Below are 24,964 nucleotides of genomic sequence, written 5' to 3' on the forward strand. Positions count from 1 at the left end.
AAAAGAGGTATAGTAGGGCGCCCCAGAAATAGAGATTTCTATTATAACGGTGTTTTTTAAAGGAGTATACGGTATGAAACACGGTAAATTATTTGTCTTTAGCCTTATGATTCTTATTTTTATAATATCGTGCGGCAATAAAGACGCAAAGAATATCATAAGCATTAAAAACGCGTCAGCTGAAAAGCTTATCAATTCATTTACGAAATTTGAAAACAATTTTATGCTGCGCAGTGATATTGCCGACAACGGCTATGAACAATTAAATTTTTTTCTTACCGATTATGATATACAGGGGCCGAAAGTCGAAAAGTTTTTGCAATCGGCAGCACCGTTCATTGATTCGGTTATCGAAAATAAAATCGGTGTAACGAGCCGCTTTATAAACGATAAAAAGGCACAAGCATTTAAGTTTTCTTATGCATTCAATAATATTTTACAAAACGAAGAAAAAACCGATGTCATCAATATCGTTATGGGACAAAAAAATATTGAAGCGGCGAGTCCTTCGATATTCAATAAAGCCTTTTCTATTCCTGCACAAGACCTCGGAAAAGCGCTTGCGCTTATTGCCCCTAAAGAAGTTCCTGCAAACCTCAATATCGATTTGACCTATAATACACTCAGAACATTTACTTCCATTCAACCGGATAAGGCGTCGCAAAAGCGTTATGATAAGGCTCAAGGTATTCTCTATAAGCATGCGGTTATCACACGGAATGGCGATACATATTCCATCGTATTCAATAATGATGATATCGTTAAATTCATCCCGGCTCTGGTAAATGCGGTAAAAAACGATAACAGGATAAAAGCTCTCTGGAATTTTTATGAAAACCTTTTTGAAAAAGAATTTAAAGAGATCGAAGAAAAATTCAATACGGAAATAAAAGACAAGATTAAGGAGTGCTCTTTTACAGAAGAATTGATTGTTAAAGACAATCTAGTCATAAAGGATATATGCACCGTCAGTACCAAAGGTAAAGAAATTGTACATCTTGAGACCGGTATTAAAAATTATGAAAACCCGATTGACGGTATGACGTATACGCTCAATATTACCGATCCTAAACTTATCGATAAAGATACAAAAGCGGATATAATATCTTTTGTATTTGCTACCGAAGGTACTATTACCGATACGACAGCCAAAATCGATTATTCGGCATCTATGTCCGTTACAAACGATACCGAAAAATCCTCCCTTTCGGATATTGATATGCATTACTATTTTTATGCCGATACAACGAAGCAGAACGATAACTTTAAAATAGGAATGGATGCAACCGCATATAACGGTCTTGATGGTAAGGACAAAGGTACAAAACAAGTCCTTATGAATATTGCAATGCAGGCATTAGGAACCGTTGAAAAAGCACCGGATATCATTATTTATAAAGTCGACACCATCGGCATGGACTTGAAGACACCGGATACGGAGCAGTATACCGTGCAACTTGAAACCGATGCATCGGTTATATACAGTAAAAATATCCTTGAAGATATTGTGATACCTAACGATACGGTTAAAGTGCTTGAGACAAAGGTCAATGAGTGGCAAGCCATTAAAGACGAAATTACCGCGAACCTCAACGCACTTTCAACCCTCCTCAATCTATAGGGCATCTCTAGTTTTTTAGAGATTCCCTATAAAACACACCTCACACCACGTGCACGAAATTTTCTCCAAAATTTCGTGCATTTTTTTTCTTCGATAAAAGAGGCAAACGCATCAGATGAATAAAGCAACTGCCACAATTATTCTGCGGGCAATGCACCAAAATGTCTGATGCGTTTCCTTCCTTCTGCGTGAAATTTTATCCAAAATTTCACGCACTTTATTCTCTAAAAGAGGCAAACGCATCAGATGAATAAAGCAACTGCCACAGAATAATTGAGGTTGCGAGACCATTTGAATCGCAAAGCGATTCAACTCTGGTTGAACGACCTCAATTATTCTATGGGGGTATAAAAACGTCTGATGCGTTTCCCGATTGTCCTCAAGGTTTTCCGCTAAATTCCGACACTGTAGCAGAAGGGGTATCAGATGGACAAAGTATCCGCTGCAGGGAAAATCGAACAAGTCTTACAGCAGCAAATTAACGTGATGAAAGAAGTATATGCATATCAAAAAGAGCTTTCCGACTCCGTGCGGAACCGCTCATGGGAAGGCATTGAACGCTGCGTGTTGAAAAGTACGCAGGCTTCCAATGAGTTTTTACGGCTTGATAAGCAGTGTTTTTTGCTTCTTAATCAGCTTGATCCGTATAACGAAGAGGTGAGTGATTTTTATGGCTATATTGCATCACTGCCTGCAGAAAATCAAAAAAAGCTATCGTATTTATATCGCCGCCTGCAACAGCAGGTGCAGCTCTCAAAAACTGCAAACGATACGCTTGACGCTTACGTTACTCATGTACAGACGCTGGTACAAGATATGATGGATGCCGCTGAAATCGGTACGAGAACAGCATTTTATACCCGTACCGGTGCGCCGAGCCAATCAAATTACAGCAGTTTGGTTATCGATACGGTATTTTAACGGATAGTATTCAAGAAGGCGAGATAAAAAGCGCTGTCTGAAATAGCGCCATCGCTTTTTATCTCAAGTTTGCGTTGCAAACTCGATTATTTTACGAATGCGCTGATGCGCACGGCTAAAACCTTTTTTGGAAATTTAAATTTCCTGTAAAAGTTTTTATGGGAGAAAAAATGTCTACATTTGCTTCGATTGAATTGGGAAAACGCAGTTTTTTTGCACACCAGCAGTCTATTCAAACAGCCGGTCATAACATATCGAACTCATCCACGGAAGGATATACCCGTCAGCGTGTTCAGCTTGATTCTTACGAGCCGCTGTACCGTCCCGATCTTTCACGGGCGGAAACTCCCGGACAAATCGGACAGGGTGTTGCTGTCAGCTCCATTACCCGCCTGCGCGACGAGTTATTGGATCAGCGGATTGTCGCCCAAACCGATAAGCAGGGATACTGGGAGACACGCGATTCCTACATCTATATGCTGGAACAGCTGTATAACGAGCCGGAGGATACTTCCGTACGGACACGGCTCGATCAATTTTGGGATTCATGGCAGGAGCTGTCAGTCTATCCCGAATCGACGGCGGCGCGCAGTGCGGTTGCAACCCGCGCAAAAACGCTGACCGATGCCGTGCACCACCAGTATCGGGGATTGCAGGGCATCCGCGATATGATCAACGGCGACATTGAAGCGCGGGTTAAGCAGGTAAACTCCTTTACCCGGCAGATTGCGGCGCTCAATGAAGAAATCGTAAAAGTCAAAGCGATGGGCGATAATCCCAACGACTTGATGGATAAGCGCGATGTTTTAACCGAAAAACTTGCCGACCTTATCTCCATCTCTGTAGAGAAGGTAGATGCCGACGAATCCTATATCATTTATTCGGATGGTATGGAGTTGGTACAGGGGCGAACATTCCGTACTTTCGGGCTTAAAAGCGGTACCGCAAACGAAGGGTATGCCAATGTCGTATGGGAAGACTCCGGCAATCTTGCACACTTCGGCGGCGGCAGGCTGGCTGCTCTTATCGAACTGCGCGACGGAGATGTCCGCGACGAAATCAATAAACTCGATACAATGGCGATGAACTTTGTCGACCTGGTTAACGACATTCATCGCAATGCAATGGGCTTAAACGGAAAAACCGGTATTGATTTTTTCAAAGAACAATATTTTATCAACAATACGGTCGGTAATTTCGACCGGAACGGCGACGGTGAATATGATTCTTCATATATCTTCCGTTTGACCGGCGCATATAGTCTTGATCCGCGCGAACAAATCGGATTGGAAGGGACGATCACCCTTTCCGCAGGAACGGGAACGGTTCAAGTACCCTACGCTTCCACCGATATGGTCGCCGACCTTGTAGACCGCATCAATCGTTCCGGGGCAGAAGTCGTCGCGTATCTCGACCAAAACAACAAACTCGTGCTCAAGGGGACGGCGGCGCAGGATACCGAAAATCCCGACTTTGTTATCAGACACGTTGAAGATTCAGGACGCTTTTTAGCGGGATACGCCGGTGTGCTTACCGGCAGCGGTGCAGAAAACGCCTACGACTGGCAGCAGCCCGATGCGGTGAACGTACTGTCGCAGGAAGGCGCACAGTATGCCGTTTCCCCCATTGCGCACCCCTCCGGCTGGATGGAAATCAATCCGGTTGTGGTAAGCGATTTACAGAATATCGCCGCCGGTTACCCCAGTCCTGAAGGTATCCCCTACCCCGGAGACAACCGCGCTGCCGTCGCGATCGCGAAGATACGGAATACGCCGGTTATGGTCGGCAACACTCGCACCTTCGATGAATTCTTCGCCGAAGCTGTTACCGATATGGGCTTAAAGGGTGAACAGTCCGAGCTTGCGTTGAATACGCAAACCGCTATCGGCAAGGAACTCCGTGATATGCGCGACTCGATTTCCGGTGTCAACATCGACGAAGAATTGGCGGATATTATTAAATTCCAGCACGGCTACAATGCGACTGCTCGTTTTGTCGCTACCGTCAACGAGATGCTCGATACCATTATCAACAGAATGGGTGTCTAAGTGACGGTAAATGTATCAGGGAAAAGCTCATCAAAGCGGCAGAATAATAGAGGCAGGGCAACCATTTGAGCCATCTTCAACTGCTGTACATCCGTGTACATCAGTTGAAGGCGAGTTTTGTGGGTGCACAAAACGTCGCTGCTGTATGGAACCACTGCCGTCCATGGCAGTTCCAATTGAACAGCCTCTATTATTCTGCGGGGATCATAGAAATTCCTGATACATTTGCCGAAAGGAGTAAGTATGCAACGGATTAGTTCAAATATGCAGCATTCGGATAGCAGCTATTCGGTGCGGAGGCAGGAAAGTAGGCTGCACAAGGTAAACAGTCAACTCAGTACTCAGCGGCGTATTCAGCAGCTTCGTGATGATCCTGTTGCGGCTGGACACTCGGTACGCTATAAATCGCTTCTGGCACGGCTTGACCGCTTTGAAAAAAATGCCAAGACGCTCAACGACCAATATAAGGTTGCGGAGGCGCCGATGCAGAGTGCGCTCAATATTATGCAGCGGCTCCGCGAACTTTCCGTAGCGGGTGCAACCGGTACCTATACTGCTTCGGATCTTAAAAAGATGGCGCCGGAAGTAGATGAGCTGTTATACGAGCTTGTTCAAACAGCGAACAGTTTTAGCGCGGACGGCACCCGTCTCTTTGCCGGTACGAAAAGTTTTACCGAACCTTTTGAGATTGTGATGGGCGATATCGATGGCGCCGGTTCCGCCGTTATTACCAATGTACGGTACAACGGTTCCATCGACACTAAACAGGTGGAAAGCGATGAGCTTTCGTTTATGGAGGCAAATCAGGCAGGGAACCGTATCTTCTGGGCGGAACGGCAAACGCTCTTTTCTGCAACCGATGCACGGAACTTTATCGTACAGCAGGACAGTGCCATCGAGGTAGACGGCGTTACTATCCCGCTCATCGCAGGCGATAACGTCTATGCAATTATGTCTAAGATCAACAGCTCAGGCGCAGCGGTTAAGGCTTCGCTCGACCCTGTTACCAACGGTATGAATATCGAAACCACCGATGCACGGCAGCTCTGGCTGCGCGATACCGGAGAGGGAAACGTACTTGCCTCGCTCGGCATTGTGAAACCTCAGCAGCGGCCGCCGTACAACCTTGCCGATTCGGTGCGCGTTTCCGGCGGTTCGCTTTTTGATGCGGTAATCGCGATGCGTAATGCGATGTATGCAGGCGACCATGAATCGCTCGGCGGCAAAGTACTCGGCAGTGTGGACGGGGCTATCGACAACCTCGCAGCGCGGCTTGCGGAAAACGGTTCCCGCTATGAACGCGCGGAAGCGGCGCTCGCCCGTTTGAATATGCAGATACCGAACGTAACGGGAGCGGAATCCCGCGAAGCCGATTTGGATTTGACACAAGCGATTTCCGATCTTAAAATGTATGAGTATACTCATCAAGCATCGTTAAGCACGGTCGGCAATTTATATAAAAACACGCTGCTCAATTATTTAAGATAACAAGGTAACCTGTTCCGAAACGGAAGTTTCCGAACAGGTTTAACGGTGACAAAAGAAAGGGAGTTTTAGTATGGAAATAAAAACGAAGGCGTTGGGTACGGTTCAGATTGAAGAAGATCAGATCATCACCCTGTCTGAAGGTTTTTACGGATTTAAAAAATATCATCGCTTTGCCTTGCTCGATGCAAAGCAAAAGCCGTTTATATGGATTCAGTCGCTTGACGATGCAGAGCTTGCGTTTATCGCCATCGATCCTTTTATCTTCCGGCCTGACTATGAACTGGATATCGATGACAGTTTGCTTGAGCCGCTCGGTATTGAGTCTCCGTCAGATGTCCTGGTGTTCGCATTGGTTACCGTTCCGTCAGACGGCTCGGCAATTACGGCAAATTTGCAAGGGCCGCTCATTATCAATAAAAAGAATAAAAAGGCAATGCAGCTGGTCATCGGCGGGGAAAAATGGAAGACTAAGCATGATATCGTCGCTGAAATGAAACGCGGAGGTTCGTCATGTTAATCCTTTCCCGAAAGACAAACCAAAAAATCCGCGTCGGCGATTCAATTGAAATTACCGTTATTGAAGTTCGGGGCGATCAGGTTAAAATCGGCGTTGAAGCCCCCCGCTCCGTCAAGGTATTCCGCGAAGAAATTTACGACGAAATTCAGCGCGAAAATAAAGCGGCACTCGCGACCGGCAATATCGATTCGCTCGCTCAACTGGGGTTGAAGTAAAAAGAAAAATCTTAATCCGTATAAGAAGCGGAGAAAGTCAATTCACAATTAAGAATGCATAATTATGAATTATTACCGGCTATTTTTGCATTCGTGCTGTATAAGAGATGTATACTAACGGAGGCAGAAGATGATAAGAGAATCCCCTGAGTGGAACAATCTTCTCTGCGTACGAATAAAAACCTTTTTAAGATTACTTCATATTTTTCCCTGTTTGCCGATATTGAGTAAAGATGAGCCTCTAAAAACTGTAGTTTGTAGAGGCTCGCCAGAGAGGTTCTTATGATTAGAGGTTGGTACACTGCGGCAAGCGGTATGAACGCTCAGCAAAAACAGTTGGACGTTATCGCTCAGAATTTAGCAAATGCCGATACGACAAGCTATAAACGGGACGTTGCGACTCATAAAAATTTTCCCGAATTGCTGATACGGCGCTTAAATGATGACGGCGTTGTTAAAAATCCCTTTGGTTCGTCAGACATTGCGCCCATTATCGGAAAACTCGGCCTTGGGGTGGAGCTGAATGAAATCTTTACCGAGTTTGAGCAGGGTTCCTTAAAGCAGACCAATGCGGCCTCCGATCTCGCGCTTGAAGGCAAAGGCTTTTTCTGCGTGGAAACCCCTTACGGTGAACGGTATACCCGCAACGGGAACTTTACCGTCGGCGTTGAAGGCTATTTGATGACAAAAGAAGGCTATCCCGTCCTTGGGGAAAACGGACGTATTTTTTTACAGGACAAGGAATATAAGGTAAACCAAAACGGAGAGGTCTATGCGCGGCCGATGACCGAACCTGATTCGGATGCAACGCTGACCGACCGGCTCAAAATCGTTACCTTTGAAAATGACCGGTATCTGAAAAAGCGCGGTTCCAGTTTTTATCTTGACACACCCGTGTCGGGGACTGCTATCGCTGCGGAGGGCGGCGACCGTCCCGTTGTAGTACAGGGCTTTGTCGAAGCTTCAAATATTAAGGTAGTCAACGAGATGGTACGCATGATCGAAGTAAACCGTGCGTATGAGGCAAATCAAAAGACAATTCAATCCGAAGATACAATGATGAGTAAACTTTGGAACGAGGTTGCGAAAGTAAAATAGCGTAGGAGAATAAGATGGTAAGAAGTTTATGGACAGCCGCAACCGGCATGAACAGCCAGCAAGCAAATATCGATACGGTTGCAAACAACCTTGCAAACGTGAATACCAGCGGTTTTAAAAAGCAGCGGGCGGAGTTTGAAGACCTGCTGTATCAGACTATTCGGGCGGCGGGAACCCCTGCAACCGAAGATACGATTACACCTGTCGGCGTTGAGATGGGGCACGGTGCAAAGCTCGCCGCAACGCAGCGGAATTTTGAACAAGGGTCGCTGCAGAACACAGGTGTTTCTACCGATGTGGCTATTGCAGGAGAGGGCTTTTTCCGTGTGCTGCAATATGACGGTACCTATGCCTATACGCGGGACGGTTCCTTTAAAATCGATGCCGACCGGCAGTTGGTAACCTCAAACGGACTCCGCTGTTTGCCGGAAATTATTTTCCCGGAAAACTATCTTCCGCACACAATCGCAATCAGCCAAGACGGCCGGGTGTCGGTGCGGGTAGGGGAGCAGGATGATCCGGTAGAAGTAGGTCAGATTGAGCTGTACCGCTTCCAGAATCCGGTCGGGCTTTCCGCTCAAGGAAGCAATTTGTTCCGGCAAACTCCGGCATCGGGTCAGGCTATCGCAGGGCGCCCCGGCTTTAACGGCTTCGGCAAAACCGAGCATAAATTTTTGGAAATGTCGAACGTCTCTACCGTCAGCGAAATGGTCAACATGATTGTCGCACAGCGTGCCTATGAATTTAACTCAAAAGCCATCCAAACCAGCGACAATATGCTCGGTACCGCAGTCGGCTTAAAGCGGTAGTATTCCTTTTGTACGAAATTTTTCTGAAATTTCGTACATTTTGTTGTAGAAAACGGGCAACCATTATTCTGCGGGCTGTTAAAAAAACAGTCTGGCGCGGTTGCCCTAATTGAAAGGAGCACAACAATGATTAGCGCAGTGCAGCACAACAGCCATACCGCACCGCAGCATCCGGCGAACAAACATGCTGCAAAAAACACGCAGAGCTTTTCTCAGTTGCTCGATTCTTTAAAGACCGAATCCGCTCGTTTTTCTACAGCGAAGGAATCCGCTCATTCAAATCTCTCGACGCGGCTGCCGGGTGAGTATTTAAGCTCATTTGAAATCGTTAATCCTACTGATGCAGATCGTGCGGCTCAACCTAAGGGTATGGGCGCCGTTTCTGCGGCACAGCACTCCGGTACAAAGGCTACTATCGATAAAACCTCTGAACTGTATCAGCAAGCCCTTGAGCTTGAATCCTACTTTGTCAAAATCATGCTCGATTCCATGCGGAGTACGCTCGGCAAAAATAGCCTCACCGGAAAAGACAGCTTTGCCGGTAAAATGTACGACGATATGATGTACGAAGAGCTTTCCCGCACGATGACCAAAAATGCAGGGCTCGGTCTTGCCGATCAAATATATTTACAGCTGAACGGGCAAGCGTAAGGAAATCTCTGTCCCAGCAATTCTTGTTAAAGTCTTGAAACGCCGGTTAATTCAGAAACGAATTAATCGGCATTTTTTTATTCTTGACATTGATAAAAAGTTAGCGTAGGATAACTGTTATTTTTAGATACACGAATGCCTATCTATAGGACATCTCTCAAAACTATAAAAGGATATGATGATGAATGAACAAAAGCATACTCCGCCTCTGCAATTAGGTGCTATACAAGAGACGATGCTGATACCGGTTACGATAAAAGCAACTGAGACTCAGCGGAAAAATGCGAGGATTAAAGATTATACCGCTGTAAAAATTCTTGAGACCTTGCAGTGCGATACTTCAAAATACGACAAATTTATGAGCCATGAGGGAGTTATTGCACGCACGATTATGTTTGACCGGGAAGCTGCCTCTTTTATTGCAGCGCATCCTGATTGTACTGTACTTAATCTTGCGTGCGGACTTGATGACCGATTCTCCCGTGTCGATAACGGAACTATCCGCTGGTTCGATCTTGACCTTGCCGACAGCATGGCGGTACGGCGGCAGTTCTTCTCCGATACCGATCGGAGAAAGATGCTCACCGGATCCGTACTTGATACTGCATGGGTTACCGCGGTAAAGAGTTCCGGTAACTACAAGGAACCCTCTTATGTATTGATCATAATAGAAGGGCTTCTCATGTATCTGACGGAAGCCGAGGTTAAAGAGACCTTTGACATTATTGCAGACTTTTTTCCAGAAGCACAGATTATCACTGAGCTGATGTGTAGAGCCACAGCAGGATTCTCGAAGCACCACGATACCGTTAAACATACCGGTGCGGTATTCCGATGGGGAATCGATAACGGTACTGAGCTTGAAGAGCTGTGCCCAAAGCTGAAGCTGCTTAAAGAAGAAAGCTTTAATCTGGAAATGAGCAAATACACATTCCGCGGCTGGCTATTCGGTAATCTGCCTAAGTTCAAGCGGCTGAATAATAGGCTTGCGGTATTTGGAGTGAAGGCTTACTCTCCTACCCCCACCGTTTCGGTATAGACTTCAATATCCCCCGACACGGAATGCAGGGGGATTAAACGATCCGTACTACTGAATTAAAAATACTGCCGTTTTGCCTCTGCACGGGGATGCAAAATCCATTCTACATCAGCATCGGTAAGCGTCATATTATAGAATCGTTTATAATATTCTTTTATTTTTTGATTCATATCGATATCGCCGAAAAGGTCGGGACGGGCTGTTTTTGCAAACCACCACATAGCAAGCGGAGTATCGGTTGTAGGCGGCCACCAACGGTGCATTCCAAAGGGAAACTTAAATACCTGCCGGTTTTTGACCGCATTTATGCCGCTCCAATCATGTCCGGGAGCTGCAGTGTTGTTGTATAAATTATCCGGTGTCTTATCGGAAAAGGTTAAGATAAAGACCTGATCCGGTTGCCATTCATATATTTGTTCCATATTGATAGCTCCCTGAGTTGCCTTCCCTCCAAGGTTTATTCCGCCCAGCAAGTTCGCCCAGTATTGCCCGAATGATTTTTTTCCGGCAGAGGCGATGGTTGTGTCCGAATACTTACTGATAAACAAAATCTTATTCGGAGAGGGGAGCGGATGTTTTTCAATTCGAGCTTTAATTTCCTTTTCAACTTGTTCGCCGTAGGCAATAATCTGTTGAGCAGGGCTTTCCATTTGCAGCGTTTGAGCCATCGTATCCATCCACGACTTGAGGGTTACAAGCGGGCTTGCATCCCATCCGGTACTCGGATGTGCTAAGGCTACAGCAGCAATCCCGGCTTGCCGGAGCGGTGCGGCAACCGATGCATCCATATAAAAGACAACATCCGGCTTGAGCTTAATCAGCTCTTCCAAGTTGAGCTTTCCGCCGGTATAAAACGCAGAGGAAATATTTTGGAAGTCCGGGGCATATTTTGAAAATATGCTGTACTTTGCTCCGTTGACGGAATCGGGAGAGACCCCGACAATATTGTCGGTCTTACCTTGCTGAAACACGGTTAGAACCGTCGGTGCCGGCAGCAGACCTAATACAACGATTCGTTCGATCTTATTGGGAACCTCTACCGAATTTCCCTTAAAGTCCACAACCGTATGAGTTCCTTCTGCAGCACTCATCGCCGCGGTTCCGGCTGTCTTTGCCGGTTCATCTTTTTTACCGGCGCCGTAGACACCGCCCAACACAATAGAAAAAAACAATACCGTTATTAGTAGTTTTTTCATACCTTACACTCCTTCTGGTAAGTTAATTTTTTATTCGTGCGGAGGCTTTAATACCCGCCGTCCATTTACCGCTACGGATGGCGGTTGTTCCACGCAGTAGCAATGGTGTGACAGGGTCACACCATTGCAGTCAAAACTATACACGGATGTATAGTTTTGACGAACGCTCTGCGTCGCAACAAAGGGTATTAAAGCCGACTGCAACCACCTTATGAGAACAACATACCCCGACGCTCTGTGTCGGGGTATGTTGATTTCGCTAAAGATACCGCCGTTACAGCGCTGTACGGTATCCCTTTATACGAAGCCTGAAGAATATCAACGTGCACCTGAAAAACATCTTCCATTATCTCTGCGCTAATAACCGTCTCCGATTGCCCGAATATGCTTTCTCCGCTGCGGGAGAGAATGAGCGACTTGTCGGAAATACGCAGGGCATGGGCGGGGTAATGCGTATTGAACACACAGCATAAGCCGTCAACTTTTGCAAGCCGGTGAACCGTTTCCAAAATGATAAGCTGGTTGCGGAAATCCAAGTTTGATTCAGGCTCATCCAGCACCAGCATCTCCGGCTTGCTGCATAGCGCCCGGGCGATCAGCACCATTTGCAGCTCCCCGCCGCTTAAACGGTTACAATACTTGCCGCGTAAATGGGAAATGCCTACTGCTTCCATCGCTTCTTCGCAGTATTGTCTATCCTTTTCTCCCGGTACGCCGAACAATCCGATGTGTACACTGCGTCCCAATAGAATCATCTCCTCTACGGTAAAAGCAAAGGGGAGATATTTTGCCTGTGGAACATAGGCAATACGTCTCCACAGCTGTTGTGCAGGAATTTCTACAATATTCTGTCCGTCAATCGTAGTGGTGCCGGAATTCCATTGCAGCATCCCCATCATGCAGCGGAGCAACGTTGTTTTTCCGACACCGTTGGGACCGAGGATGGATAATATCTGCCCGCTCTCTATCGAAAAAGAAACATCCTGTAAAACCGGTGCGCCGCCTTTAAATGTAAATGTCCCATTGTGAACCGCGAATATCACTTCCAGCCGCCTCCCGTCCGTTTTAGCAGTATGATAAAGAAAGGAGCTCCTACAAGGGCTGTCAGAATAGAAAGGGGAATTTCCGACTGCGTTGCACTGCGGGCGACTGTATCTAACAGCAGCATGAACACAGCACCGATGCTGGCGCTTGCAGGAATAACCCGCCGGTTATCGCTTCCGAAGAGCATCCGGCATACATGAGGCACCACGAGCCCTACCCAGCCGATTTGTCCGCACATAGAAACACTGGAAGCAATAACCGCCGCCGATGCGATAATGATCAGTAAGCGTATTTTTCGGAGATCGATCCCCATAGACTTTGCTTCATCATCAGATAAGGTGAGAATATTACATTTCCAGCGTGCGAGGATTAAGATTACCGTTCCTGTTACAATAATCGGCGCTCCTACGGCTAAACCTTTCCATGTGGCATTATTCAGACTCCCAAGCAGCCAATAGGTAATTGTCGGGAGTTTTTCTTCAGAATCTGCCGTGTATTTAATAAGCGATACCATTGCCTGGAATAGCGCAGACACCACAACACCTGCTAACACCAGCATAACAATGGAGTTCTGCTGCTTTATTTTTCCCGCTTGATAGGTAAGGTATAGGGCAAGAATGCCGAAAACAAGGGCACTGAGCTGTACAATCAGCAGGCGTTGATCTGCCAGCAGTGCCAGTGCGGCGCCGAAACTTGCGCCTGAGGCAACTCCAAGCGTATCGGGGGACACAAGCGGATTGGAAAGCAGCGCTTGTAACCCTGCTCCGGCGCTTGCCAATGCACAGCCGCAGAGCAGCCCTAACAGGATGCGGGGCAGTCTGATGCCGATAATAATGTGGGCTTCAACATTATCTTTTGCCAATGCGATATTATTGTGTGTAATGAACTGTATAATTGCGCGAATAGTACTGCTTGCCGGCACCGAATACCGTCCGATAGAGAGGCTGATCATCATTGCAATAAGCGGTGCTAAAAATAAGGCACAGCCAAACAAAACAGGATACTGCCGTCGGTTCTCTTTTTTGATCATTGTTGACATTGAAAAAAAGTTAGCATAAACTAACCATGTATTCTGTTGCCGTTGCAACAAAGAAGGAAAAAATGCTTAATTTTTGCACAGCTTTTTTAGCGCATTCTGCGGTATTTAAAGGTATCCCTGCTCAAGAAATTGATAAAGCTGTTTCCTGCCTTCACGGATTTTACCGGTTACTTGAAAGCGGACAGGAAGTACATCCGATAGCTGATACTATCCCTTACGCAGGCATTGTGATTACCGGCTGCATTCATGTAGAACAAATCGGTGTTGATGGGAAGATCATACTGCTTAAGCGAGTGCAAAGGGGAGACCTGTTCGGCGCAGAACTCAGTTGTCTAGAGCTGACAAATCCGTTTTTACGTATAGTAAGTGCTCAAAAATCAAAGGTGCTGTTTATCAAAGTGCCGTCTGCACAAAATAAGACGTGCCGAACCTGTCCGTATAAGATGACTGTTTTAGAGAATATCCTCAGGGAAGTTGCACGTGATGCAGTATATCTGAATCTGAAAATTCAGCTTCTTTCACAGCCGACACTTCGTGATAAACTGCTGTTTTACTTGAATGTAATGCATGACTCGCAGCACTCTCGTGTTTTTACGATCCCGTTTACGCGGGAAAAACTTGCACAGTTTATTTGCGCGGACAGAAGTGCAGTATCGCGGGAGTTGAGCCGTATGCAGCGCGAAGGTATTATTACAATTGAGGGGAAACAGATCAAGTTTGTGTTGCACCGGCAACAGACGGTAAACGGATAAATCCGGTATAAGTAATGTATGGAAGATTTAAAGGCTATTTTGGATATAAACCGTGCGTTGTATAAAAGATTCGGCTTATCGCTGCCGATTTTTGATGAGCTTATTACAGGCTTCCGCTGGATTATGACGGCTGATACCGACTCACATATAAGCCTTGCACTGCGAGTTGAAGAAAATATAAGCCCTGAACAATATGCGAAAATTGCAGCGGAGCTTTACGGTAAACCGGTAGACGTATGTATCGAACTGCTGCTTAAACAGCATGATCCTCATCTACGGAATCTCATCGTAAGTTTAAGCAGTTTGATGAGTAAACCGCTCAATACGGCAGAACTTCTAGCTCAGCGCAGCATTGTGAGGACGGAAGATCTGCAATTCCGGTATCAAACGGAAGGAAAAAAGGTCGGGCTTATCGGGTTCGGTGTTTATATCAACCGTTTTTTGAACCGCTGTAAAGAATTTCATGTCTTCGATTTACGGAAACCGGAAGCAATTCTAAGTTATCGCTATAAAAACGGACTGCAGCGGTTTCCGGAAGGCATACAGTGGCATCTTGGACACAATGCTGCTGATTTTTGCGATATACTCAGTACGCTTGATATTATTATTATGTCAGGCAGCACTATTGTGAATAATTCATACATGGCATTGCGGCAAGCGGGATCTAATGCGGAAATTGTAGGCTTGTACGGACCGAGCTGTGAGCTCTGTCCCGACTACTTTTTTGAACAAGGGTATAACTATATGTTCAGTACCTCGGTTAGGGACAAGGAAACGTATTTGAAGACTGCCCTCGGCGCAGAGCAGACATACCGGGAATTTGACTACATGGATACTTATGAACTTGAAAGGAAGAGGGTATCTCTCAATTAACAATCGAGGTGTAGAGATGTCCTTCTCTATAAAACTTTCTGTAGGAGATTATGATGTACGAAGCAGGACATGTTTTTTTAGCAAGAATCGGTAAAACGACGCTTCGGCCGGGCGGTATTGAGGCTACCGAATGGCTAATCGATCAGGCTGCTATAACACAGAAGACAAAGGTGCTTGAGGTTGCGTGCAATAGAGGGCGCACCATGATTCAGTTGGCAAAGAAATTCGGTTGTGCCGTTACAGGTGTCGATCTTGATGAAAATGCCTTACAAAATGCGAAAGCCAATATCGAAAAAAATAATCTACAAGATAAACTTACGCTGATACACGGCGATGCAACAGCATTACCGTTTGAAGATAATAGTTTTGATGTTATTATCAATGAAGCAATGCTGACCATGCTGGTGGGCGACCGCAAAGACAAAGCCCTCAAAGAGTATTTCCGTGTGCTTAAACCGGGCGGTAGAGTAGTAACGCAGGATGTTTTTTTTACCGTTAAAGATGCGGCACAGCAAAAGGAACTCAGAATGGGTTTAAGCAAGGCGATTAACGTAAATGTCGAGCCGCTCGATGCCGAAGGGTGGGAGAGCCTTTTTTCCCGGAACGGATTTACCGTAACGCAGAAACGCGGAATGATGACCCTGCTCAGCCCCCGCGGTTTGCTCAGAGATGAAGGCTTGTGGAATACGCTGCATATTATCCGGTGCGCACTCAAGAAAGAAAACAGAGCAATGTTCTCCAAGATGTACCGTTACTTCAACGGACACAAGTATGAACTCGGTTATATCTGCAACGCAGGCGTAAAATCGGCAGCGGTCTAATGCTTAGTGTTCAACTCAAAGCCCCAACACCGCTTATTCCGCTGTATTAGCGCCTACCGTTTCGGTGTAAACTTCTTTGTTGAGTACTTCCAGCGACAGCTTTGTTCCTTCCGGAACGGTGTATGGTACGGAATATGCGCCGCCCGGATGCCGGAATGAGGTAAGGAGATCCTTATCCCCGTTGGGATACGCTGCATAGAGCGAAACGGTAAAGGGGTAGGGGAACTCCGCCAGTGTTGTTTTGAGGATACCGGATATCATGCCGTCTGCTGATTCCGGCAGAGAAACGGTCAGTGTTACCGGAGAAAATACCGGAACTTCACTCTGTGCTGCGGCGCTTTGCTGTTGTACGGTAATATCCGTTCCCGTTGTGCTGCCTGCTGTAAAGGCAAAAGTTACCGCAGCTCTCTGCATTACCTGATAGATTTTTTTTAGATCGGCACCGGCCATATCGGGAACTTGGGTTGTTTCCGCTTGCGTTCCCTTGCTTACCACAAAGGTCAGCTCCATATTATTCGAAATCGGTGTTCCCGCTGCGGGTTCCTGCTCAAGGATGGTTCCTGCGGGTTCGGCGCTGTATTTTGTCAAATACGGCTGTTTAATCTGGATGTATTGCCGGCTGCCGGAGGTAAACAACTCCCGTATCCGATTTTGTACATCTTCGATGTTCTCTCCGATATAGTTCTGTACCGTATCGATAACAGTCCCCTGACTTACCACCAGCTCGATCCGCTTGCCACCTTTGACGATAGCGCCCGGGCTGGGATCCTGTTCAAGGATAAGCCCTTTTTCGTCCGCTTTTTGAGAATAGCGGAGCTGAATGCGCGGATAGAGCTCACGCGCCTGCAAATCGAGCAACGCTTCGGGTAAATCTTTACCGACAACATTCGGCACCATTACTTGCTCAGCGCTTTTTAACGAAATAAAAAAGACCAGCGTCGAAACCGCAATAAAAACGATGAGCATCACCAACGATGTAATAACAATTGTTTTTCCGTTTCCGCTGATATCATCAGCAATATCACCTACACTCATACTTAATCCTTAGATTTATGTTTCCGGAAGTGACCGGAGCGTTGTTCCGATAAAGCCGGCTGCCCCATTTAAAAAATCCTTCCATTGCATTGCTTTTTTTGTTTCCTTCTGGAGTACCTGTACCGCTAAAATACCCTTTCCCGTTTGTACCAATACGCCTTCCCGTTTGTCAATGCCGAGTACCAGTCCCGGCGTTTCGGGAGATTCCGCCGCTGCGGTTCCCGTATACGGATGAGCCTGTATAATAGAAAGTTTTGAACCCATCCAATAGGTAAAGGCTCCCGGCCACGGGGTATAGGCGCGTATTTTCCGGTCTATTGCGGCGGCATCGTCTTGCCAGCACAGTAATCCGCTGCCTTTTTCCAACAGCGTACAATAGGTTGCCGCTGCATGATTTTGCGGCGTTGCAGTGACGGAACCCGTTTCTACCGTTTTAAGCGCTTGCACGATGAGTGAAGCACCGAGTTCTGCACAGCGGGTTAAGAGCGTTTCGGTCGTATCGGACGGTTCAACCGGCAACTCTTTTTGAATGATGATGTCTCCCGCATCCATTTCCTGCGCCATATACTGAACGGTTACACCGGTTATGCTATCTCCTGCAAGGATTGCTGCCGGTACCGGACTCGGCCCTCGCCAGCGGGGCAGTAGGGACGGATGAATATTGAGCGCACCGTGCGGAAATAAAGCTAACGTCTTCGGGCCGAAAATCTTTCCATACGCAAAACATACCATTATATCAGGCCGGAGCGCTGCTACGGCTTCACGGAAGTCTGTGTTTAATTTCTCCGGTGTAAAGACCGGTACCTCTTGAGCGATGATGCCACGTTCTTTTAGTTCGGCAACCGCCTGCGCTATCGCAGCGTCCGCATATTTTTTACCGCGTCCGACACGGGCGGGGGGAGCCGTTAACACGCCGGCAAGAGGATATGCTTTTGCAATTGCCTGTAAAGCGGGAACCGCACATTCGGGGGTTCCTGCAAAAAAAACATTCATTATGCGCGCGCTCGTTTTTTTGCTTCGCGCTGTTTTTTGCGCTCTTGCTGCTGAGCAAACTTTGCGACAAGTTCGTCCCGCTCTTTTTCGGACAACCGGTCTATAAAGAGGATTCCTTCAAGATGATCATACTCATGCTGAATAACCCGTGCCAGCAAACCGGTTGCTTCTATCGTCTTGCGCCGCCCGTTGATATCCTGATATTGGACGGTTACGGATTCGGGGCGGATAACATCCGCGAACATTTTAGGGATGCTTAAACAGCCTTCTTCGTAGCTGCATTGCTTTTCCGAAGTACCGACAATGAGCGGATTAATGAATACCCGTTCAATACCGTCATCGATTTTTACGATAAAAAGTCTTACATTTTTTCCTATTTGAGGCGCTGCCAAACCGATACCTTTGTCAGTATCCATCGTTATAAACATTTCCCGTATCAGTTCATGCAAGGCTTCATCAATATGCTCTACCGGCTTTGAGGGCTGCCGGAGCGTTTCTTCACCTAAATATAGTACCTTCATCGCGCATCATAGTACAAAATTTATGCCGTGCGGTCAATGTGTTTACAAAGTGAACGTACCGGAAATCTCTGTCCCGCACCTATCAGCTACTTGACTTTTTTGGGGTTATTTGGCATTATCGCCTGTATTCACGGTGGGTGTAGTTCAGTGGTAGAGCGCCAGATTGTGGATCTGGTTGTCGTGGGTTCGAACCCCATCACCCACCCTTTTACGTTTATGCTTGATGCGCAGACGTTTATAAATCAGTCTGTTTTGGGCATAACGGAAAATGCGCCTGTAGCTCAGTTGGATAGAGCAACGGACTTCGAATCCGTAGGTCGCACGTTCGAGCCGTGTCGGGCGCACGTTTTTTACTCATTCATATTTTTTTACAAATCCCGTTACTCATCACCGGACAAGTCTTTTATATACAGCAGCCCTTTCTGCTCAAAACCTTCCCGTTCAAGTAGCGCAATCAAATGAGCCGGTGTGCAAAAGTCGGCAAATATCAGTACATCAGCCAAAGATTTAGCATACATACAGGATCGCTGTAGAAGCTCTTTACCGAGTCCAAGCCCCCGATACTCAGGCAATACCCGCAAGAACGGAATGCAAAAACTTTCGTTAAATGGAAAAGCAACGATGGAGCAAACCCCGCACAACCCGTTTTCATTGTATGCAGTGATATACACAGCATTATGCTGAGTTGTGCCGTACTTCTGTCCGGCTGCGGCACAAACATTCGCGTCAAAAAATGATGTGTATCCAAGTAGTCTACCCGCTTCAAATGCTGCCTTTTCATCAAAGTCGTCAAAGGATATTATCTTATCACTGTCCTCGGAAGTTGCTTCCGTTTTACGGATAAAATTCCGCAAAAGTTCGGTATTCAACGCATCGTATTTTTCAATCAGAAACGTAAAATCTTCCTGTAAAAGCTGACTGTCTGTTTCATCTTCAAAACTGATTTTTTCCAATCCCCAAAGTTTTCTCAGATCATTGTACCATTCGTAAACAGCAGCTTTCATCTGCTGATCCTTGAACCGGTACCATTCACGTTCAACGATAGGCGCGGTTTTCAGTACTTCTTTATACCGGCGAAAGACGCCTTTCCGCTGTCCGAGCGCATTGAGCAATGCCTCCCGCAGCAGAGGGTTATGTACCCGCGCCGTAAACTGTTCCATTACATGGAAGCCTTGAGCGGAAGTCCAGTCGGGGAGATCGTAATAGCGTTGATCGTCGATAACTGTCCCATAATCATCATCAATCTCATCCATATCGACACAGATACCTTCGAGCGCATCGAATAAAAGAATTTCCGTTTGATTTTCCATCGCAAATATAATGTCATCGATTATTTCAGGTGATAAAATAAATGTCATACCATTTGATTATATCATAAAATAAGTGTAATATGTAATGAATTATCTCTAGGGCATCTCTAAAAACTCGGTTAGCTTTTTAGAAGTTCCCTCTGAAAGATGGGAGGTCGTATATGAGCGATATTGTGTATATTGAAGGACGTGAGATTCTCGATTCTCGCGGAAATCCTACGGTTGAAGTTGATGTTGCATTGAGCGACGGCAGTTTCGGACGCGCCTGTGTTCCGTCCGGAGCGTCTACCGGCGAGTTTGAAGCGTTGGAGATGCGCGACGGCGATGCAAAACGCTACGGCGGCAAGGGTGTATTAAAGGCTGTCGATAACGTAAATACCATTATTGCGGAAGAGCTTGAGGGAATGGATGCCTTGGAACAGGCTGAAATCGATCAGACTATGCTTAATCTGGATGGGACACCGAATAAGTCAAAACTCGGCGCCAATGCGATGCTCGGCGTTTCGATGGCAGTGGCTCGCGCCGCCGCCGACTATGTCGGTTTACCGTTGTACCGCTACTTGGGCGGTGCACATACCTTGCAAATGCCCGTACCGATGGCAAATATCATCAACGGCGGCAAGCATTCCGACAACAAAATCGACTTTCAGGAATATATGGTGATGCCGATCGGCGCCGAGTCCATTCACGAAGCGGTGCGCATGACGGCGGAAGTTTTCCATGCGTTAAAAGGCCTTTTAAAGGCGGACGGTAAGGCAACCTCCGTCGGAGATGAAGGCGGTTTTGCCCCGGATATCGATAACGAAGCGGCGCTGGAATATATTATGAAGGCAATCGATAAGGCAGGCTACAAGCCACGCACCGATATTGCTATCGCGCTCGACTGCGCTTCTTCCGAATTGTTCGATGAGGGCGGACGCAAGGGCTATAAATTCTGGAAGTCAAATCCTGGCAAGCTGTTCACTGCGGATGAGATGATCGAAATCTATAAAAAGTGGATTAATACCTATCCGATTGTTTCTATCGAAGATCCGCTCGATCAAAATGATTGGGAAGGCTATGCACGTTTAACTAAAGAACTTGGCAGCAAAATTCAGATTGTCGGCGACGACTTCTTTGTTACCAACACCGAACGGTTGCAGCGCGGTATTAAAGAAAAGGCTTGTAACTCTATTCTGATTAAGCTCAATCAGATCGGTACCGTTACCGAAACCATCGATGCGGTACGAATGGCGCAGAATGCAGGCTATACTGCGGTTATCTCTCACCGTTCAGGCGAAACCGAGGATGCGTTTATAGCCGACCTCGCCGTTGCAGTAGAAGCGGGACAGATCAAAACCGGTTCGATGAGCCGCAGTGACCGTATTGCAAAGTACAACCAGCTGATGCGCATTGAAGAAGAACTCGGCTGCCAAGCCCGCTATGCAGGCGCCGCAACCTTCGCACGCTACGGATTTTAACATTTAGTCTCACATTCTTAATTATCCATTCGTAATTGAGAATGTGAGTAATTACCCATTACAAATTACCAATTACTAATTGATTTATAGGAGAAGTTATTTATGAAAAAGATTATTGCAACAGACAAGGCGCCGGCCGCAATCGGACCGTATTCGCAAGGAACAGCCGCAAATGGCTTTATCTTTACCTCCGGCCAGCTGCCGATCGATCCCGTTACGGGCGCTTTTGTTCCGGGCGGCATTGCCGAACAAACTCGCCAATCGCTGATGAACCTGAAAGCGGTACTCGAAGCAGGTGGTAGCAGTTTGGACAAGGTGCTTAAAACAACCGTATTTTTAAGCGATATGAACAACTTTGCGGAAATGAACAAAGTGTACAGTGAGGTATTCGGTACCGGAAATTATCCGGGGCGCTCCGCGGTACAGGTAGCCCGTCTGCCGAAAGACGGACTGGTTGAAATTGAGGCGATCGCTCTTGCGTAAGTCGATGTTGGCGCTGTCGCTTGCGGCAGCGCTTGTTTTTTCCGCTTGTACAAAACAAAAAGCCGAAACTGCCTCGTCGCAAACGCCCAAAAGCGCATCGACGGTACCGGTTGAAGCACAGCCTGCAAATCATTGGAAATATTTTTCCATTGGTGACAACGGTTCCGTGGAATTTAAAAATGCCGATGCCGTTTCCGCAATACCTGCTGTAGTGTTTAAACCGTGGACGGAGGCGGTTCAAGTTTCCGATTTCGGCTTAAATAACGGGGATGCCGTCTTTTTAATCAATAAGTGCGGGCTGTATCCTATTCGATATTTACAATCAAATGCACAGCTTCCCGTTAGGCATGAGCTCTTTCCACACGTCACCGCCGGAGATCTCTATGTGGAGGATGGGCAGTATTTTATCCGTATCTATCAAAATTCGATCTTTTCATCGCGCGATATATCCGAAAATACACACTTCCTATTGCGTACCGATCCTGAATGCAAAGTCTATACACCCGCAGCCGATGTTGCATATCTGCATTTACCGAAAGAGGCACAATGTAAATCGCTTGAGCGGGTAGGCGGCCAATGGTATGCAAGTTTTAAAGCTGATAACGGCAGGGATGTTTCTTTCTTCTATATAAGGTGCGGTAACTTTTCCAGCTTTATGCAAGATGATGCCTATAAACATATCGAACAACTGTCTGCCGAGGGCTTTAGAGCAGCCTGCGAACCTCCGCCTTATAACCGGATGCCGGATATGCTCAAAGTGTTGGCGGACGCAATCGAAAATAATAGGGATTTGTACTTAAATGTATTCACCGAAGATTCGGCGGATGGTACTATTTTCTTTAAGTCCGCACGGAATCAAACGAACGATACGCTGGAGGAGAGGGTACCGGTAAACGTTTACGCAGTTCAGTATTCCCAAAGTGACGGTAAGCAGAATGCAGCAATCCTCTTACCTGACGGAACTTTGCTGCTCAATACGAGCGAGCACGGTATCCGCAAAGTACAACTGCCGTCTCTACCGGAAAACTTCACGTATACCGCGTTTTCCATCTCGGATACGGCGATTACTGCTGCTTGGGAAGAATCGATATTCTATGAAGTCGGCCGTGCGGGAATCTTTACCGCCGAGTTGAGCGAACTGGGGCTGTAAAAACTTCCGGAGTGGTTGCAGTGCACTCGGCTTTAATATCCCTTGTTACGGGCTTAAAGAAGCCAAGAAGCACCGAGGTACTAAATCTCTGCACGGATATTTCTTTATACGTCTTTCGGCTGTTTTACAATAAAGGGAAGACCGAGCAGCAATTCATCGAGGCTTGTGATAAGATGACGGGGACGTATCCTATCTTTATATTCAAGCAATTGCTTGAATATAAAGAGGGATTCATCAAGCATTGTACCGAGCGAACCCGGAAGCTGAATCCGTACCTGTAGTGTCCATCGCGAAATAAAGATCATCGCTTGCAGAACAACTGCTTTTTCCAAACCGTTCAGCAAGGCTCCGCTTGTGAGCGAGAAACTCCCTATCGAGAAAAGCTCTTTTCCTACCGGAATAAAAAGATGACATACGATAATACCGACCGTTGAAATACAGAGCGGTATCCAATATATTTTTTGTTTTTCTGCCAAGCAAAGTGCAAATCCGGCGCAAAAAATAACCGTTTTTGCCGGTAAGCCGGGGATAAAAAGGAGCGCTGTAAGCAAGGCAAAGCCGGTTATCAATCGAAGCTGCGGATGAGCGACGGGGTTCGTATTGTCCGGTAACTGTATATAAAGCGGAGAATCGGCATCCCGTATGTGGGCGTACCATTCGGATTCCGCTTCAAAGCTTTCGCAAAAAATACCGAGAAGCAAGGACGTTACTGAACCGATAAAGAGAAACGGTGGCACCATATAACGGATGCCCTCTCCGAAAATAAAGAAGCGTCCGATAAAAAGTTGTATGCAGTTTGATACAAAGGCGCCTGCCATACTAATTCCGGCAAGCGATAGCGCTTTACGGGGAATCTTATGCAAGGCGTACATCATAAGTGCTGCGCCGCTTGTTCCCGCTGCCGAAAACAGGATGAGATAAGAAAAAAGCGTTCCGCTGATAAAAGCCTGTCCCAGAATTTTTATCACCGTCAGTAATAAAAACGCCGGGAACGACAGCACGTCGAGCGCTAACAGCAGCGGAACATTTGCGAGCCCTATCCGCAGAAACGGAAGCGGCTTGGGAATAACAAACTCAATAGCCGAAAGAAAAAAGCATAAAGCGCCGAAAACCGGCACCAACGCATCCTGTTTTTTGTTCATAACGTAACCGGTTTAATGACAGCCTGAGCACCCGCCGCAGCCGCCCTCTCCCGTACCGCAGCTGCTTCCGCACCCTGCAACAAAGGATTGCTGAACTTCTTCAAGCTCTTCGGGGGTGGCATCCCGCACACCGGTAACTTTTATGTCGAAGTGTAATGTCTTTCCGGCAAGCGGATGGTTCGCATCCAGCGTGATAATATCGCCGTCAATGCCGGTGATTACCACATGATGGCCACTCGTTTCAAATTCCATACCGACTTCCAGCTGTGTGTCGGGTGGAAACTGCGCGCGGCTTACCTCAAAAACGGCGCGTGGATCGATTTCGCCGTAAGCTTGCTGCGGCGATACCGTAAGCGAAAAACTTTCACCTGTTTCGCGTCCTTGAAGCGCTTTTTCCAAACCGGGGATAAGCTGGCGATAACCGTGAACATAGTCCAGCGGTCCCATCTGTTCCGATGAATCCAAAACCTTTTGGTCATCATCTTTTAAGGTATACTCAAGGGTAACCAAACAATCGTCTGCAATTTTCATGCTGAATATGATACCGATTTTTCTACGTTCGAGCAAGGCAAAAACTCGAAATGCGTTTGTCCTGAATCTGTATCTTGACCTCTATAGGCCGTTTATGCTATATTTCGAAATCAACCGTTTAGTTTTGATGGTATGCACCCGTTCATATATCATCATACAAAAATCTAGAAAATACGCGGAGTTATGTATCGTATTTAATGATAGATA

The 24,964-nt window shown here is 46.6% G+C and carries 26 protein-coding genes and 2 tRNA genes; 19 read left to right on the forward strand and 9 right to left on the reverse strand.

The features are described from left to right. Positions 1 to 73 precede the first annotated feature (73 nt). The 11 genes from GWP43_RS03145 to GWP43_RS03195 all read left to right on the forward strand — a co-directional run bounded on the left by GWP43_RS03145 (position 74) and on the right by GWP43_RS03195 (position 10,407). Complete coding sequence (locus GWP43_RS03145) at positions 74 to 1,621, forward strand: hypothetical protein (protein WP_162662651.1); 1,548 nt, start codon at positions 74 to 76, stop codon at positions 1,619 to 1,621. A gap of 426 nt (positions 1,622 to 2,047) precedes the next feature. Continuing rightward, complete coding sequence (locus GWP43_RS03150; protein WP_162662653.1) at positions 2,048 to 2,542, forward strand: hypothetical protein; 495 nt, start codon at positions 2,048 to 2,050, stop codon at positions 2,540 to 2,542. Positions 2,543 to 2,712: 170 nt separating this feature from the next. Beyond that, positions 2,713 to 4,590 carry a flagellar hook-associated protein FlgK gene (flgK, locus tag GWP43_RS03155; RefSeq protein WP_162662655.1) on the forward strand — a complete coding sequence of 626 codons (1,878 nt, stop codon included), beginning with the start codon at positions 2,713 to 2,715 and terminating at the stop codon, positions 4,588 to 4,590. A gap of 119 nt (positions 4,591 to 4,709) precedes the next feature. Next, entirely contained in the window at positions 4,710 to 4,847 is a 138-nt protein-coding gene (locus GWP43_RS03160; protein ID WP_162662657.1) for a hypothetical protein, read from the forward strand. Next, a complete protein-coding gene (locus GWP43_RS03165; protein WP_162662658.1) occupies positions 4,834 to 6,078 on the forward strand; it encodes a flagellar hook-associated protein 3 in 1,245 nt (414 codons plus the stop codon). Before GWP43_RS03160 ends, GWP43_RS03165 begins: the two co-directional genes overlap by 14 nt. A gap of 70 nt (positions 6,079 to 6,148) precedes the next feature. Beyond that, positions 6,149 to 6,595, forward strand: a complete 447-nt coding sequence (gene fliW / locus GWP43_RS03170; protein ID WP_162662660.1) for a flagellar assembly protein FliW — start codon at positions 6,149 to 6,151, stop codon at positions 6,593 to 6,595. After that, positions 6,589 to 6,810, forward strand: coding sequence for a carbon storage regulator CsrA (csrA, locus tag GWP43_RS03175; protein WP_006188992.1), 222 nt, complete (start codon positions 6,589 to 6,591; stop codon positions 6,808 to 6,810). The genes fliW and csrA overlap by 7 nt, the downstream gene beginning before the upstream one ends. Positions 6,811 to 7,092: 282 nt before the next feature. Next, positions 7,093 to 7,908 (forward strand): flagellar basal-body rod protein FlgF, encoded by an 816-nt coding sequence (flgF, locus tag GWP43_RS03180; RefSeq protein ID WP_162662662.1) that lies wholly within the window; start codon positions 7,093 to 7,095, stop codon positions 7,906 to 7,908. Positions 7,909 to 7,922: 14 nt separating this feature from the next. Beyond that, positions 7,923 to 8,717, forward strand: coding sequence for a flagellar basal-body rod protein FlgG (flgG, locus tag GWP43_RS03185; protein ID WP_016524140.1), 795 nt, complete (start codon positions 7,923 to 7,925; stop codon positions 8,715 to 8,717). A 126-nt stretch (positions 8,718 to 8,843) separates the two neighbouring features. Further along, entirely contained in the window at positions 8,844 to 9,368 is a 525-nt protein-coding gene (locus GWP43_RS03190; protein WP_162662664.1) for a rod-binding protein, read from the forward strand. A gap of 181 nt (positions 9,369 to 9,549) precedes the next feature. Continuing rightward, entirely contained in the window at positions 9,550 to 10,407 is an 858-nt protein-coding gene (locus GWP43_RS03195; protein WP_162662666.1) for a class I SAM-dependent methyltransferase, read from the forward strand. 56 nt (positions 10,408 to 10,463) lie between these two features. Here GWP43_RS03195 and GWP43_RS03200 read toward each other — a convergent pair whose 3' ends face one another. The 3 genes from GWP43_RS03200 to GWP43_RS03210 all read right to left on the reverse strand — a co-directional run bounded on the left by GWP43_RS03200 (position 10,464) and on the right by GWP43_RS03210 (position 13,686). Beyond that, positions 10,464 to 11,603: an ABC transporter substrate-binding protein gene (locus GWP43_RS03200; RefSeq protein ID WP_162662668.1), complete on the reverse strand. Its 1,140-nt coding sequence runs from the start codon at positions 11,601 to 11,603 to the stop codon at positions 10,464 to 10,466. Positions 11,604 to 11,812: 209 nt separating this feature from the next. Further along, positions 11,813 to 12,646, reverse strand: a complete 834-nt coding sequence (locus GWP43_RS03205) for an ABC transporter ATP-binding protein (RefSeq protein WP_162662670.1) — start codon at positions 12,644 to 12,646, stop codon at positions 11,813 to 11,815. Then, positions 12,643 to 13,686 carry a FecCD family ABC transporter permease gene (locus GWP43_RS03210; RefSeq protein ID WP_230977999.1) on the reverse strand — a complete coding sequence of 348 codons (1,044 nt, stop codon included), beginning with the start codon at positions 13,684 to 13,686 and terminating at the stop codon, positions 12,643 to 12,645. Before GWP43_RS03210 ends, GWP43_RS03205 begins: the two co-directional genes overlap by 4 nt. Before the next feature lie 62 nt (positions 13,687 to 13,748). Here GWP43_RS03210 and GWP43_RS03215 point away from each other — a divergent pair, with 62 nt between their 5' ends. Genes GWP43_RS03215 through GWP43_RS03225 form a run of 3 tightly spaced genes read left to right on the forward strand, consistent with a single transcriptional unit; the run spans position 13,749 to position 16,132 of the window. Then, on the forward strand, positions 13,749 to 14,438 hold the full coding sequence (locus tag GWP43_RS03215; protein WP_162662672.1) for a Crp/Fnr family transcriptional regulator: 690 nt from the start codon (positions 13,749 to 13,751) through the stop codon (positions 14,436 to 14,438). A gap of 18 nt (positions 14,439 to 14,456) precedes the next feature. Then, positions 14,457 to 15,311: a Rossmann-like domain-containing protein gene (locus GWP43_RS03220; RefSeq protein WP_162662674.1), complete on the forward strand. Its 855-nt coding sequence runs from the start codon at positions 14,457 to 14,459 to the stop codon at positions 15,309 to 15,311. Between the two features lie 50 nt (positions 15,312 to 15,361). Continuing rightward, positions 15,362 to 16,132, forward strand: coding sequence for a class I SAM-dependent methyltransferase (locus tag GWP43_RS03225; protein WP_203232440.1), 771 nt, complete (start codon positions 15,362 to 15,364; stop codon positions 16,130 to 16,132). A 33-nt stretch (positions 16,133 to 16,165) separates the two neighbouring features. Here the strand turns inward: GWP43_RS03225 and GWP43_RS03230 are convergent, their stop codons facing one another. Genes GWP43_RS03230 through def form a run of 3 tightly spaced genes read right to left on the reverse strand, consistent with a single transcriptional unit; the run spans position 16,166 to position 18,681 of the window. Continuing rightward, positions 16,166 to 17,167, reverse strand: coding sequence for a PASTA domain-containing protein (locus GWP43_RS03230; RefSeq protein ID WP_162662675.1), 1,002 nt, complete (start codon positions 17,165 to 17,167; stop codon positions 16,166 to 16,168). Positions 17,168 to 17,182: 15 nt separating this feature from the next. Further along, positions 17,183 to 18,160, reverse strand: a complete 978-nt coding sequence (gene fmt, locus GWP43_RS03235; protein WP_162662677.1) for a methionyl-tRNA formyltransferase — start codon at positions 18,158 to 18,160, stop codon at positions 17,183 to 17,185. Further along, positions 18,160 to 18,681 carry a peptide deformylase gene (gene def, locus GWP43_RS03240; RefSeq protein WP_162662679.1) on the reverse strand — a complete coding sequence of 174 codons (522 nt, stop codon included), beginning with the start codon at positions 18,679 to 18,681 and terminating at the stop codon, positions 18,160 to 18,162. The genes fmt and def overlap by 1 nt, the downstream gene beginning before the upstream one ends. Positions 18,682 to 18,814: 133 nt before the next feature. Between def and GWP43_RS03245 the strand changes: the two genes are divergently transcribed. Both GWP43_RS03245 and GWP43_RS03250 read left to right on the forward strand, forming a co-directional pair. Further along, positions 18,815 to 18,886, forward strand: a tRNA-His gene (locus tag GWP43_RS03245). 65 nt (positions 18,887 to 18,951) lie between these two features. Continuing rightward, positions 18,952 to 19,025 (forward strand) — tRNA-Arg (locus GWP43_RS03250). A 36-nt stretch (positions 19,026 to 19,061) separates the two neighbouring features. Here GWP43_RS03250 and GWP43_RS03255 read toward each other — a convergent pair. Continuing rightward, positions 19,062 to 20,039, reverse strand: a complete 978-nt coding sequence (locus tag GWP43_RS03255) for a GNAT family N-acetyltransferase (RefSeq protein WP_162662681.1) — start codon at positions 20,037 to 20,039, stop codon at positions 19,062 to 19,064. Between the two features lie 113 nt (positions 20,040 to 20,152). Here GWP43_RS03255 and eno point away from each other — a divergent pair, with 113 nt between their 5' ends. The 3 genes from eno to GWP43_RS03270 all read left to right on the forward strand — a co-directional run bounded on the left by eno (position 20,153) and on the right by GWP43_RS03270 (position 23,084). Further along, the gene (eno, locus tag GWP43_RS03260; RefSeq protein WP_162662683.1) at positions 20,153 to 21,451 is read left to right on the forward strand and encodes a phosphopyruvate hydratase; all 1,299 of its coding nucleotides are present in this window, start codon (positions 20,153 to 20,155) and stop codon (positions 21,449 to 21,451) included. A gap of 102 nt (positions 21,452 to 21,553) precedes the next feature. Next, positions 21,554 to 21,934, forward strand: coding sequence for a RidA family protein (locus GWP43_RS03265; protein ID WP_162662684.1), 381 nt, complete (start codon positions 21,554 to 21,556; stop codon positions 21,932 to 21,934). After that, entirely contained in the window at positions 21,927 to 23,084 is a 1,158-nt protein-coding gene (locus GWP43_RS03270; protein WP_230978000.1) for a DUF8086 family protein, read from the forward strand. The genes GWP43_RS03265 and GWP43_RS03270 overlap by 8 nt, the downstream gene beginning before the upstream one ends. 104 nt (positions 23,085 to 23,188) lie before the next feature. Here the strand turns inward: GWP43_RS03270 and GWP43_RS03275 are convergent, their stop codons facing one another. Then, positions 23,189 to 24,226, reverse strand: coding sequence for a Gx transporter family protein (locus GWP43_RS03275; protein WP_162662686.1), 1,038 nt, complete (start codon positions 24,224 to 24,226; stop codon positions 23,189 to 23,191). A gap of 12 nt (positions 24,227 to 24,238) precedes the next feature. Further along, a complete protein-coding gene (locus tag GWP43_RS03280; protein WP_162664726.1) occupies positions 24,239 to 24,757 on the reverse strand; it encodes an FKBP-type peptidyl-prolyl cis-trans isomerase in 519 nt (172 codons plus the stop codon). Positions 24,758 to 24,964: the final 207 nt, after the last annotated feature.

The sequence above is a fragment of the Treponema vincentii genome (assembly GCF_010365865.1).
In the GTDB taxonomy this organism is placed as follows: domain Bacteria; phylum Spirochaetota; class Spirochaetia; order Treponematales; family Treponemataceae; genus Treponema.